This window comes from Clostridium sp. CM042, assembly GCF_055080995.1.
In genome coordinates this window covers 1,615,659-1,629,084 of record NZ_CM143646.1, presented here as the reverse complement: position 1 = coordinate 1,629,084, position 13,426 = coordinate 1,615,659, and the positions used below count along the sequence as shown (strand labels likewise).

Here is a 13,426-nt window from a genome sequence, read left to right as displayed (position 1 = left end):
TAAAATTAATATAGATAAAAATAAAAAAAATTTAGGAGGAATATAAAATGGCAAGTACAAACGCATTAGGAATGGTTGAAACAAGAGGACTCGTAGGTGCAATAGAAGCTGCAGATGCTATGGTTAAAGCTGCAAATGTTACATTAGTAGGAAAAGAACAAATTGGTGCAGGACTCGTAACTGTAATGGTTAGAGGAGATGTTGGAGCTGTTAAAGCTGCTACAGATGCAGGAGCTGCTGCTGCAGAGAGAGTAGGAGAATTAGTTTCTGTTCATGTAATTCCAAGACCACATGCTGAAGTAGATGCAATACTTCCAAAAGTAAAAGAAGTAATAGAAGAATAATATTTAAAAACATACTAGCCCCACAATTCAAAAGGTTGTGGGGTAGTATGCTTATATACAATCTTCTTAAGGGGATGTGAGTTATATGAGTTTGTTAACTGAAAGTGAACTAAGAAAACAACTTAAAAATGCAGATATTAAAGAATACGAAGTAGTAAAGGGTGTTATTATTACCCCCTCTGCAAAACAGTATCTACAAGATAAAAATATTAAACTAGTAATTGTTGATGCTTTGGGTGCTAAGAAACAAGGTAATTCCAAAACTGAAAAAGAAGATGAAGGAAAGATTTTTCCAAAATATATTTGCCTTCAGGGTGGTTATGTAGAGGAAAAACCAGAGCATATGACACAGTTATATGGAAATAAATTAGTACCTAAAGATCATAGGAAAATAGAGTTTAGAGGAAGACTTGATAGTCTTCAATCTAAAATCTTGGAAGTTCAAGTAATAGCTTCAAAACTTCAAAATGAAGGAGTAGCAAAAGACTTAGAGGAGATTCTATCTTTTGTACGTAACATATTAAGGTCGGAAGTATTAGAAGAAAATCTTCCAGAATTCTCTATTTTAGGAATTAGTGAGAATGACCTGAGGGAAATGTCACATAATCCTAAAAAATATTTTAATATGGATCATTTTATGCCTAATTATAAAATGGGTGAAATAGTTGTTGGACTTAATTCCATAAGAAGTAATATAAGAGAAGTTGAAATATGTGGTTTCAAGGCATTTAAAGACATTGACGGGGAGATAACAAGAAACGATATTATAAGATATTTAAATAGATTAAGCAGCTGTTTATATATAATGATGTTTAAGTTTTTGTCAGGAAAATATAAATAGAGGAGGCACATCCGTGACCGGTATAGACATTGAATACATTATAGAAGAAGTCATAAAAAGAGTAAATGAAAAATTTAAAATTACAGTGGAAGCTTCAGGAAAACATGTTCACCTTTCAAGAGAAAGTATTGATATATTATTTGGTAAGGGTTATAAATTAACAGAGGCAAAGAAATTATCACAACCAGGTCAATATAGCTGCAACGAAAGAGTTAGCCTAACTGGGCCTAAAGGAACAATTAAAAATGTAGTTGTACTTGGACCAGAAAGAAGTGAAACACAGGCTGAAATATCTAAGAGTGATGCTGTTATTTTAGGGGTAAAAGCACCAATTCGTGAATCAGGAAAAATACAGGGTAGTGCAGGTATAACCATATCTACAGAAAAAGCTTCTTTAACAATTAAAGAGGGGTTAATAGTTGCAAAACGTCATATACATTTATCATTAGAAGATGCAAAGTTATTTAAGGTTTGTGATAAAGATATAGTTAAAGTTGAAGTTTCTGGGGAAAGACCGCTAATCTTTGATGATGTTGTAATTAGGGTAAAGAAAGAATTTAGAACATTTATGCACATAGATTATGATGAGGCAAATGCCTGTGGATATAATAAAGGCACTACTGCAAAAATTATAAAATAGAATTGTTGTTTTATAGATGATTTTAAAAATAAGATGATATACCTTATATGTTACTGTGTATTAAACATTATAATTTTTATATAAGGAAGTGATTTAAGTGGATATAGAAAAATTAGTGGATATGATCACTAAGGAAGTTATGAAGAGGATTCCTAGCAGTAGAAATAATACTGCAATGGATAAAGAAAAGGTATTGGTAATAAGTTCCTCTGAAGAAGAATTAACAGTGATTAAAGAGCTTGTAGAAGAGAAATACGAGGTTCATATTTATGATAAAGAAGATATAAATTTGAGTAACTATGAGCATATAATAGTTACAAATTTATGTAATAAAGGATTATCATCAATGGCGCTTGGCTTATGTAATAATGGTGTACAAGCGTTTATTGTAGAGGCTCTTTTTAACGGTAAGAAGGTATATGTATTAAAAGAGGGAATACAGTATAGAAAACATTTAAATACGTCTAATGAAGCTTTATATAATCTATATAATCAATATGAACACAAAATCATGTCTTATGGAATTGCTTTAGTCCATCAAAAGGATTTATTAAAAAGCATGCAAATGGGCGCTAATTGCAATGATGAATCAGTGCAAAAATCTTGCTCAATAGAATCAAATATAGTAATCGATGATATACATAGTGAAACTGAATCACAGGCTAAAGTAGCGGTTCCAGAGGACACTGTACAATCTCATCAAATAGTGGAAATAAATAATAAAAGACTTATTACAGAATCAGACCTTAGAAAATTATATATGAACGGAATAAAGGAAGTAAACTTAATTAAAAAAGCTATATTAACTCCACTTGCTCAAGATTTTATAAGAATAAAACGATTAAAGATAAATAGAGTATAGGGTTATTCTAAAACATTTAAAAAGATAAAAAGGGGGGGGCAGTTAATGATTATTGGTAAAGTTATAGGTAATGTTTGGGCTACAAGAAAAGATGAAAAATTAAATGGATTAAAATTCTTAGTGATAGAACCATCTAAAGCTGCAGCCGGCGAGGCAAGCGGGATTTTTGTTGCCGCAGATATAGTAGGGGCTGGCATAGGGGATAGTGTACTAGTGACTAAAGGTAGCGCTGCAAGCGCATCACTGCATATAAAAGATGTGCCTGTGGATGCTGTTATAGTAGGTATAATAGATAGTTTAGAAGTTGATGCAGAATTTCTATAATAAAGCACTTCTCGTATAAATAAATTTATTTGGAGTGAATCTATGATTAAAACGTTAGGAATGATGGAATTTAGAAGTATTGCAAAAGGAATAGAAATAGCGGATGTAGTTCTAAAAGCAGCAGAGGTAGAATTAGTATTTTGTAGAACTATTTGTCCAGGGAAATTTATGATACTTATATCAGGAGAAGTAGGATCTGTTAAAGAAGCCTTAGATAAGGGGACGAATCAAAGTAAAGGGTTTTTGATAGGAAGTTTTCTACTTCCTAATGTACATAAGGATATTATACAATCATTAAAAAATAAAATAAAAGTAGTACCTAATGGAGCTATAGGAGTAGTGGAGACCACTAATGTAGTTTCTGGAATATTTACATTAGATAAGGCGCTTAAAGCAGCGGAGGTAAGGCTTTTTAAGTTAAGTCTCGGCACTTTAATTGGTGGAAAATCTTATTTTATTATATATGGTGATGTAAGTTCTGTGCAAGAAGCTGTAAAAGAAGCTTTAAGAGAAATTGATGAGAAAAAAATAGTTTCAAGTATAGTAATTCCATCACCATCTAAGGAACTAATCAGTAGCTTATAATAATAGTTAACAATGTAGATAAATTCTAAAAAAATACATATGATCAAAAAATAATTTTCTGGAAGGAGAAAAAAATGGGAATAAATGAAATTATTATATATATAATGGTTGTTTTCATGGTTTTAGGTGCAATAGATAAGTGCATAGGAAATAAATTTGGTTTAGGAGAACAATTTGAAGAGGGATTTATGGCAATGGGTTCATTAACTATAGCTATGGTTGGTGTAGTTTGTTTAGCACCAGTACTTGCTAGTGTATTAAAACCTATAATAGTTCCGATTTACACTGCATTAGGAGCAGATCCATCTATGTTTGCTACTACTTTACTTGCTTGTGATATGGGAGGATATCCTCTTGCAAAAGAACTTGCACAAACAGTACAAGCAGCAAGCTTCTCAGGCGTAATTATAGGATCTATGATGGGACCAACTATTGTATTTACTATACCAGTTGCTCTTGGAATAATTAAGAAAGAAGACCATAAATTTTTGGCAACAGGTGTACTTGCAGGGATAATAACAATTCCTATAGGCGCGCTTATAGGTGGACTTGTAGCTGGATTTGGAGTAATAATGTTACTTAAAAATCTTGTGCCAATAATAATATTTGCAGCACTTCTCGCTGTAGGATTATGGTTGATTCCTGAAAAAATGATAAAAGGCTTTACCGTTTTCGGAAAAGGCGTAGTTGTGCTTATAACAATAGGTCTTGCAGCTATAATAATAGAAACTTTAACAGGAGTAGTTGTTATTCCTGGAATGGCACCACTATCCGAAGGCATTGAGATAGTAGGTTCTATTGCAATAGTACTCGCAGGAGCATTCCCAATGGTTTATGTTATAACAAAAGTATTTAAAAAACCTCTAATGAAGCTTGGTTCATTACTAGGTATGAATGATATTTCAGCAGCAGGTTTGGTGGCAAGTCTTGCAAATAGTATACCAATGTTTGGAATGATGAAAGACATGGATGAGCGGGGTAAGATAATAAACGTTGCATTTGCAGTTAGTGCAGCTTTTGTATTTGGAGATCATTTAGGTTTTGTTGCTGGAGTAGAAAAAGGAATGATATTCCCTATGATAGTTGCAAAATTAGTCGGTGGAGTTGCAGCGGTTGCATTAGCTTGTTTTATACTTTCGAAAAATAAAAAAAATAAGTCTGTTCAAGCATAATAGTAGTATAAGATAATAATGAATGGAGGAATTAAAATGGAAAATATAGATGCAAAATTAATTGAAGACATGGTTAGAAAAATCATAGCAGAAAGTTTATCAAAGGAAAAATGCGAAATTGAAAAGCACGTAGATCCTAGTGGTATAATGTCAATAAAATTAAACACTGTAAAAATGAATAAGTTTGATACTGGCAAAGAGGGAGATGACGTACTTTTAACTGATGTTGTAACATTAGAAGAAAGTCCGAGACTTGGATGCGGTCTTATGGAAATGAAAGAAACTTGCTTTGATTGGACATTAAAATATGATGAAATAGATTATGTTATAGAGGGAACTTTAGAAGTAAACATTGATGGAAGAAAAGTTGTAGCCAATAAAGGGGAAATGATTTTAATACCTAAAAACTCAAAAATTCAATTTAGTGTTCCGAATTATGCAAAATTTATGTTTGTGACATATCCTGCTAATTGGGCCGATATAAAGTAGAAATTTTTTAAGGTGAAGACTTAGAACAAAACAAATAAAAAAGCTTCATACTATTAATAAAATGGATCCTATGTCAAGGACATTTAAAAAAGACTATGCAACTAAAAGTTGATTTCTGTATTGTACAGGAGTCAACTTTTTTAATCCCCATTGATATCTATAGTTGTTATAATAATCCATATAATTATCAATTAGATTCTGTAAATCAGTAAATGTATCACAACTTTTATAGTCAATCTCATCCTTCATATGACCAAAAAATGATTCTTGTGGGGCATTGTCCCAACAGTTTCCTCTTCTAGACATTGACTGTCCAAGTTTATATTTTTTAAGTAGTTTTTGAAATTTGGGACTGGTATAATGAGCCCCTTGATCAGAATGTATAAACGATTCTGAAGTCAATAATTTCTTATGACGTCTAATTAATCTTTCAATCGTTTCCGTTGCAATATCTAATGTAATGCGCTTAGACAGGTGGTATGAAAGTATTTCGTTTGTAGAAGCATCTTTAATTGTTGATAAATAAGCCATACAAGAAGCTCCATATGGCATATAAGTGATATCCGTTAACAAAACCTTTCCAGCTATGTCCTGTTTGAATTTTCTATTTAAAAGATTTGGTACAACAGTATGTTCTCGAGTTGCTTTCATCATCCTACGATAAGGATTTGCTTTCCTAATTGGACATTTGATATTATATTTACGCATAATTCTTTGAATACATTTTCTATTAATAATTAAATTGAACTCTTGCTCGAGTACCATCTTAATAGAACGTGAACCCTTCTTGTAACCCCTATGTTCAAATGCCTTAAGAACTATTTTCCTTAATTGTAAATCTCTTTGTTCTCGAATATTACGTGTAGATTCTGATTTTAGGTAATTATAATAACCTGATCTTGATACTCCAATTACACCACATAGATGTCTAATCATATTTTTATATTTAGATTTAGAGAGAATGTTCTGAATAAGTGCAAAAATTGAAGAGATCCTTAAACTACCGTTTTTCACCTGCCTTTCTTGCAGCTCGATTTTTTTTAATAGTTCTGCTTCTGCCTTCCAGTATTCAATCTCAGCATCTTTTCTTGTGATTATTTCTTCTAGGGTTAATTCACGTTTAAGTGGGCGTCCACTGCTGAATTTTCTAGTATCTCTAAGGCCTAATTCGCCAGATTCCTTATAAGCCTTGCGCCACCTCTTACTAGAAGACTTGATTCTAGTATTACCAAGTGTTTCTATATCGAACCCTGCATCTTGAAAAATCTGAGACGATAATTTCCCCATTATATGCTCAGCTACAAATAAGGATTTGAACTCATCTGTATATGTAATTCCTTTTTCACTAACTCGTTTAATATATCTGTTTTTTGAGAGCGCTAAAATTTGTTCATTAGTAAATACTTTTTTACTCATAATGCTCACAACCTTTCTAATTTAATTGTACAAAAAAAAATCCCATATGAATAGACTTTTTTAGTGTCTATCATATAGGATCCATTTTATAATTTAGTATGAGGCTTCTTTATTTGTTAGATATTGTTTCTCAATTCAGTTGGAGAAACACCGTAATATTTTTTGAAGGAGGTATAAAAGTAGTTAGTATTTACAAAACCAACTTTTTCAGAAATATCATTAACAGTAAGATGTGTGTTTTCAAGTAAACATTTAGCTTTTTCAAATCTATATTGAGTAATATAATTAGATAGAGATTGATTTCGAATTTCTTTAAAGATTGTTCGGAGGTAATTGGGAGAAATCTTTACATAGTCTGCTAAATATTCAGGAGAAAGAATTGAATTGTCATAATTCAATTCGACATAAGATATAATTTTATTTACTATTATATCTTTTTTATTCTCTTTGGTTTCTTGAAGTTGTAGTAAAGTCATATTATAAGAAGACATCAGCCAAGCGTGTATTTCATTAATATTTTCAAATTGTTGAAGATTCTCTCTGATAAAGTCAAAGTTAATAAGAAGGTTTTCTGCACTAATCTTTTTTAAATTATTCAATAATTTGTTCGAATTCATTGCTAGTTGCATAATATACATTAACATATCTAAATAACGATAATTTAAAAGTTCTTCAAGTATATTGGTCAATTGTATTTCAACATCATCAATTTTGCCAGATCTTATAGCGTTAAAAAGTAATTTTTCTTTCTCTTCAGGATATTTATAGTTTTCTCTTATAGCTGGTGCAACTTTATCATAGTACAATATAGAATTAGATCCGTATTTAATTTTATAGTTTGTATATTCATAAGCCCATTTATATGACTTCGGTAATTCAGAGAGAGTATTTGCAAAGTTGCCTATACCAGCACTGACGGAAAAATGTAAGGAGTTAAAAATGATATCTTGTATTTGTTTTATCAATTCAATAATGGAGGTTACTGCTTGGGATGAAGGTTCCTCTCCTATATTTAAAATAATTGAAATATGATCTGTTTCCATATCTACTGCTTCGCAGTTGTATTTAGTACTAGTTACCTCAATAGAAATATTTGTTAAAGCATATTGAAACAATTCTAGGTCTTCCTTTGAATAACTAGAACTATATTTTTTGTAAGAATCAATTCTAAGTACGAATATCATAAGATTTTTAGGATCTAAGCGTATGTTTAAGTCTATTAATTTTTTTTCGATTACATTTACATTATTTAAAGAATTTAGAAGTAGATCTTTTAAAATTTTCTGCTTAATAAAGATGCTATCCTCACTGGATAAATTTTTTAAAGATAGAGAAGTAGTTAATATTTTACTTATAGCAGAGGATAAATAGTCTAACTCATTTTTGTTTTTTTCTATAAGATCGCTTGAAGATAAATTTTTCTTTACATTTTTAACAATTCTATCTATTGGAGAATATATTTTCTTGGAAATAAAATAAGAAACCGAGATTCCAACAATAAAAATAATAATAAATATGATTAGTAATAAATTAAGCATTTTGTTCATACTTTCAAGCAATGTTTTATAAGGAGTAATGCTGATAAATTTCAAATTTGTTCTTTTCGATTCCATAAAGTTAATAATGCAAGAGGTTCCATTCAGTTTTTCTATAAAATGACCTTGAGGGTCTTTTGAATTTAATATCCGTTTAACGTAATTTAAATTAGAAATATCTCCATTAAAATTACTTGTCTTTGAATTAAGTACAATTAAGCCTTTGTTGTTAATAGCAAATAAGTTGTTATTTACATTAGAGATATCCTTAAAGTAATTACCAATTTCATTTGCGCTTAAATTTAAGATGATCGCCCCCTCTGGAAGTCCATTATCTTCGAGTTTGTTACTTGCAAGTACAATTGTAAGCACATTCGTCGAGGTAGATCTATTTGGAACTTTTATTGTCCTAGGAATAAATTCCGAAGTAAGTGAACCGTTTGATTTCCTTAAAATTGATACAATGTCTTGATCGTAAAAACTATCTGAAGAAGAATTTATTCCAACTGAAGAATAAAACATTTTTAAGGTATTATTATAAACATAAATTGATTGAGTTAAAGGTATAACAGAAGAAGCTTGGCCTAGTTTCAAAATCCCCACAGATTGTTTAGCGGGAATTTTGCTTGAACTATACATTAAGTTATAAATATTATCATCAATATACAATTGATAAACAAAAGAGTTGGCCCAATCTAAAGTGTTTTGGGTGTAATAATTTGCTTGTTTTAATAATTTATCATAAACATTGTTAGATTGTTGAAGAATTTGAGTCTTATAACCTTGATAAAGAGCGAAGGTTGTAATAATTAATATCATAAAGCTAAGCAAGATATAAGAAAAAAGTAGTTTTGTAAAAGTACCTTTCAAATTTATAAAATTTCTTTTCGGTAAATGAAGTTTCATGGAAGGTCGGCCCCCTTCATAAAGTATATTACAGCAGCTATATGCTAAATTTTAGTTGAAAATAGGCATATATCATTTAATATATGAGAGTTGAGTATTTTTATAAAATAAGTGAACGAACCACTAAATATTATAAATATAGATTCAAATTTCGCAAACAAAACGCGACTTCACCTATTGTAAAATAAAAGGTTTTCAGCATTTTAATAAGGTGAATTCCTTGCAAAATCATATAATGTAAAAAATATCATATTTGAGATTAATTACTAATGTAATTAATATATCACAGAACGATCAAAATGAAAACGATTTTGTTAATTTATAGTAACTTGTGTTTATATAAAATTGGAATATAGAATTTTATATTTAAAACAAAGTGATATATTCAAAATCGTATAATATCATTGAATTTAGTGAATTTTCAAATAGATTGTTAATATTCAAAGTACATAAATTGAGTAAAATCAATGAATTATTTAATTTTTAAAGTTTCGAATTTTCTGAAAATGATGTAAGCTAAATTCAATGAAACCGAATACAATCGACAGAATTAATGTGAACGGTTTTACTTGAAGATGAAGTATTAGTGTAAACCATTTTGCTGAAAATTCATTCTTAATATGGAGGGAGGTCGGAAGAAGTTTTGTAAATTAGGCAATGAATTAAAATTAAGGGGGATTGTAAAATTGGGAAAGAAAGGTAAAGTTTTAGGGGTTTTAGTTATGGCTACAATGGTGGTATCAATTTTAGGCGGATGTGGAAGTTCTAAAGCATCAGATCCAGCAGCACCAAAAAAAGTTAAAATAGCAGTAGTTTTAAAAGCAATAAACAGTGATTACTGGAAACAAGTAAAAGCCGGTGCAGTAGATGCAGGTAAATCATTAAATGTAGAAGTGCAAGTTGTTGGACCAAATGCAGAAACAGATATAGCTGGACAGGCTTCAATGATGGAAGATCAAATAGTAAAAGGTGTATCTACTTTAGTTGTAGCACCATCACAACCAAGTGCTGCTTTATCAAGTTTTGATAAGGCTGATGCAGATAAAATTCCAGTTATATTAATAGATACAGATGCAAAATGGGATAAAAAGAAATCATTTGTAGGAACTGGAAATGAAGCAGGTGGTAAGGTTGGGGGAGATTATATAGCAAAGAGTCTCAAAACCTCAGATGATATTGTTATGATCAGAGGTGCTCTTGGTGATGCAACTCATGATGAACGTATAAAAGGTGCAACAGATGCTTTAACAGCTGGCGGATTTAAAGTTTCAGCAGTTCAACCAGCAGATAGTGATAGAAATAAAGCAATGTCAGTTATGGAAAACTTATTACAAACTCATCCAAATGTAAAAGCTGTGTTCTGTTCAAATGATGAAATGGCATTAGGAGCAGTTAGAGCACTTAAAGCTGCTAATAAGACAAATGTGATTGTTGTAGGTTTTGATGGTTCGCCAGATGCATTAAATTCCATTATTGCAAAAGAACTTACGGCGTCTGTTGCTCAAAGTGCATATAACATAGGGAAAGCAGGAGTAGAGGCAGGAGTTAAAGTAGCAAAGGGAGAAAAAATTGATGCTAGAATTGATACGGGTACAAATTTAATAACAAAAGACAATGCTCAAAAAGCAAAAGACGATTTAGCAAAAATATTAGCTCGATAAAATAATTTTTTAAAGAAATAATTGAATCTAATAAATTGTTAATTCAAATTATTAGATTCAATAAAAATTTATTTTTGAAAAAGAGAGGTGACTAAATAATGGCTCAACCATTTATAGAGCTAAAAGGAGTATCGAAAATATTTCCAGGAGTAATAGCAATTGATAATATTGATATAGATGTTTACCCTGGTGAAATCCTTGGATTAGTTGGAGAAAATGGTGCTGGTAAGTCTACATTAATAAAATTACTTACCGGTGCACATAGAAGTGATTTAGGACAGATTTTAGTTGAAGGAAAAGAGGTTTATATTCAGGGTCCAAAAGAAGCAATGAGGTTAGGTATAACAGCTATATATCAAGAGCTAAATATCGTAAGAGAGTTAAGTGTAGCTGAAAATGTTTATTTAGGTAGAGAACTTAAAAATAAAGGCATACCTTTAATTAATATAAAAGAGATGATAAGAAAATCAGGAGAATTATTAATGGAACTCGGTCAAAAAATTGATCCAAAGATTGCTATATCTAAATTAGGGATGGGCCAACAACAGATGGTAGAAATAGCAAAAGCGCTTTCTGTACAAACAAAGCTTTTAATAATGGATGAACCTACATCTAGTTTGAGTTCAAAAGAAGTAAAAGAATTATTAAGGACCATAAAAGAATTAAAACAAAAGGGTATTTCAATTATATTTATATCTCATAGATTAGATGAAATTATGGAAGTGTGCGATAGAGTAACTGTAATGAGAGATGGTAGAAAAGTAACAACGCTTCCAATCGAGGAAGTAACTTTGGAGAAACTTATTCGTTTAATGGTGGGAAGAGATTTAAAAAATCAGTTTCCTAAAGTTGAATCCAAAGTAGGTGAAGAAGCTTTAAGAATTGAAAATTATACTAGTAACAATGTTTTTAACAATGTTAGTTTTAAAGTTCATAAAGGAGAAATATTAGGATTGTCAGGGCTTGTAGGTGCAGGAAGAACAGAAGTTGCAAGAGCAATTTTTGGAGTTGATATGAAAAATAAAGGTAGAACATATATAAATGGAAAAGAGGTAAATATAAAATCACCTAAAGATGCTATGGCACATGGGCTTGCATTTTTAACTGAGGATAGAAAAGAACAAGGCTTAGTACTTGACAATACTGTGGCTTTTAATATGAATTTAGCATCATTAAATAGATGTAAATCAGGAATGCTCCTTGATATTAAGAAGTTAAAACAAATAACAATGGAAAATATTGAAAAATTAGATATAAATCCACCTGTAGATACTTTTACAGTAAGGAAACTTAGTGGAGGAAATCAACAGAAAGTTGTTATAGGGAAGTGGCTTAATACACATGCAAATATATTTATATTTGACGAACCAACAAGAGGAATAGATGTTGGAGCAAAAGTAGAAGTTTACAATGTTATGAATGAACTTGTATTAAATGGAGCAGCAGTAATTATGATTTCTTCAGAACTTCCAGAAATACTAGGAATGAGTGATCGTATCATTGTTATGCATGAAGGTAAAGTAACAGGTGAGTTTAGCATGCATGATGCAAATCAAGAAAATATTATGAAAGCAGCGGCGGGAGGTTTATAAAAATGGGTGAAGTAAATTTAAACAGTGAAAAGTCCAAAAGATTCGCAGTAGGTAAAAAAAATAAGTTGAAAGAAATAGCGGAAAAATTTGGCCCTCTTTTAGGATTAATATTACTTTGTTTGGCTCTTTCAATTTTGTCACCGGACTTTATAAAGGTGAAGAATATAATGAATATAGCAAACCAATCTTCAATTAATTGTTTAGTTTCAATGGGAATGCTTCTGGTAATATTAACTGCCGGAATAGATCTTTCAGTAGGTTCTATATTGGCGTTATCAACTTGCCTTATGGGAATGTCAATTGTTAACTGGAATATGAATCCTTTTTTTGGCATCTTAATATGTTTGGCTACAGGAGCGTTTTTAGGATTAATGAACGGAGTGCTGCTTACTAAATTAAGGTTGCCACATCCGTTTATATCTACTTTAGCAATGAAAAATGTTGCAAGAGGTTTAGCACTTATTATTACTTTAGCATCACCAATTTCAGGATTTCCTAAATCTATACAATATATAGGCTCTGGGTCAATAGGACCTATTCCAATAAGCTTTATATTAGTTATATTAGTTTGTTTAGGTTTCTATATATTCTTGAATAGGACAGCGCAAGGAAGGCATATATATGCACTTGGAGGAAATAAAGAGGCAGCAAAATTATCTGGTGTAAATGTAGATAAAACTTTAATTCTAGTTTATACACTATGTGGATTAATGGCTGCACTTGCAGGGGTCGTAATGGTAGGTAGAGTAAATTCAGCTTCTCCACTTGGTGGATTAGACTTTGATTTGGATGCTATTGCAGCATGCATTATAGGAGGAACTTCATTCATGGGAGGCATTGGTACTGTGGGTGGAACTTTGATTGGAGCAATGATTATGGCAGTTTTGAGAAATGGATTAAATCTTTTAGGGGTTTCACCGGATATACAAATTGTTGCTATAGGGTTAGTTATTATTGGAGCAGTGTACGTTGATGTTATAAGAAATTCAGCTGCAAAAAAAGTTAAAGTAGTAGCATAAAAGTTGTAGGGACTTCTTGATTAGAAGTAAATAAAAAACA

General features: G+C 30.9%; 13 protein-coding genes. 11 read left to right on the top strand and 2 right to left on the bottom strand.

Features of this window, described 5'->3' with window-relative positions:
• Window positions 1–47 precede the first annotated feature (47 nt).
• The 8 genes from eutM (at window position 48) to ACWJJ7_RS07655 (ending at window position 5,257) form a co-directional block, all read left to right on the top strand.
• Window positions 48–344: an ethanolamine utilization microcompartment protein EutM gene (gene eutM / locus ACWJJ7_RS07690; RefSeq protein WP_165411577.1), complete on the top strand. Its 297-nt coding sequence runs from the start codon at window positions 48–50 to the stop codon at window positions 342–344.
• Between the two features lie 85 nt (window positions 345–429).
• The gene (locus ACWJJ7_RS07685) at window positions 430–1,185 is read left to right on the top strand and encodes a cobalamin adenosyltransferase (protein WP_462964655.1); all 756 of its coding nucleotides are present in this window, start codon (window positions 430–432) and stop codon (window positions 1,183–1,185) included.
• Window positions 1,186–1,198: 13 nt separating this feature from the next.
• Complete coding sequence (gene eutD, locus ACWJJ7_RS07680; RefSeq protein ID WP_462964654.1) at window positions 1,199–1,825, top strand: ethanolamine utilization phosphate acetyltransferase EutD; 627 nt, start codon at window positions 1,199–1,201, stop codon at window positions 1,823–1,825.
• Between the two features lie 97 nt (window positions 1,826–1,922).
• Window positions 1,923–2,687, top strand: coding sequence for a hypothetical protein (locus ACWJJ7_RS07675; RefSeq protein WP_462964653.1), 765 nt, complete (start codon window positions 1,923–1,925; stop codon window positions 2,685–2,687).
• A 45-nt stretch (window positions 2,688–2,732) separates the two neighbouring features.
• Window positions 2,733–3,011 (top strand): EutN/CcmL family microcompartment protein, encoded by a 279-nt coding sequence (locus ACWJJ7_RS07670; protein WP_462956532.1) that lies wholly within the window; start codon window positions 2,733–2,735, stop codon window positions 3,009–3,011.
• A gap of 42 nt (window positions 3,012–3,053) precedes the next feature.
• Window positions 3,054–3,596 (top strand): BMC domain-containing protein, encoded by a 543-nt coding sequence (locus ACWJJ7_RS07665; protein ID WP_462964652.1) that lies wholly within the window; start codon window positions 3,054–3,056, stop codon window positions 3,594–3,596.
• A 74-nt stretch (window positions 3,597–3,670) separates the two neighbouring features.
• On the top strand, window positions 3,671–4,768 hold the full coding sequence (gene eutH / locus ACWJJ7_RS07660) for an ethanolamine utilization protein EutH (RefSeq protein WP_462964651.1): 1,098 nt from the start codon (window positions 3,671–3,673) through the stop codon (window positions 4,766–4,768).
• A gap of 36 nt (window positions 4,769–4,804) precedes the next feature.
• Window positions 4,805–5,257 carry a cupin domain-containing protein gene (locus ACWJJ7_RS07655; protein ID WP_462964650.1) on the top strand — a complete coding sequence of 151 codons (453 nt, stop codon included), beginning with the start codon at window positions 4,805–4,807 and terminating at the stop codon, window positions 5,255–5,257.
• Window positions 5,258–5,350: 93 nt separating this feature from the next.
• On the opposite strand, the gene ACWJJ7_RS07650 is transcribed toward ACWJJ7_RS07655, so the two are convergent.
• Both ACWJJ7_RS07650 and ACWJJ7_RS07645 read right to left on the bottom strand, forming a co-directional pair.
• Entirely contained in the window at window positions 5,351–6,673 is a 1,323-nt protein-coding gene (locus tag ACWJJ7_RS07650; protein WP_462961899.1) for an IS3 family transposase, read from the bottom strand.
• A 116-nt stretch (window positions 6,674–6,789) separates the two neighbouring features.
• The gene (locus tag ACWJJ7_RS07645) at window positions 6,790–9,114 is read right to left on the bottom strand and encodes a helix-turn-helix domain-containing protein (RefSeq protein ID WP_462964649.1); all 2,325 of its coding nucleotides are present in this window, start codon (window positions 9,112–9,114) and stop codon (window positions 6,790–6,792) included.
• 686 nt (window positions 9,115–9,800) lie between these two features.
• On the opposite strand from ACWJJ7_RS07645, the gene ACWJJ7_RS07640 reads away from it, so the two are divergent.
• The 3 genes from ACWJJ7_RS07640 (at window position 9,801) to ACWJJ7_RS07630 (ending at window position 13,386) form a co-directional block, all read left to right on the top strand.
• Window positions 9,801–10,775 carry a sugar ABC transporter substrate-binding protein gene (locus tag ACWJJ7_RS07640; protein WP_462964648.1) on the top strand — a complete coding sequence of 325 codons (975 nt, stop codon included), beginning with the start codon at window positions 9,801–9,803 and terminating at the stop codon, window positions 10,773–10,775.
• Between the two features lie 98 nt (window positions 10,776–10,873).
• Window positions 10,874–12,367 carry a sugar ABC transporter ATP-binding protein gene (locus tag ACWJJ7_RS07635; protein WP_462964647.1) on the top strand — a complete coding sequence of 498 codons (1,494 nt, stop codon included), beginning with the start codon at window positions 10,874–10,876 and terminating at the stop codon, window positions 12,365–12,367.
• 2 nt (window positions 12,368–12,369) lie between these two features.
• The gene (locus tag ACWJJ7_RS07630; RefSeq protein ID WP_462964646.1) at window positions 12,370–13,386 is read left to right on the top strand and encodes an ABC transporter permease; all 1,017 of its coding nucleotides are present in this window, start codon (window positions 12,370–12,372) and stop codon (window positions 13,384–13,386) included.
• The last annotated feature ends 40 nt before the right edge of the window (window positions 13,387–13,426 follow it).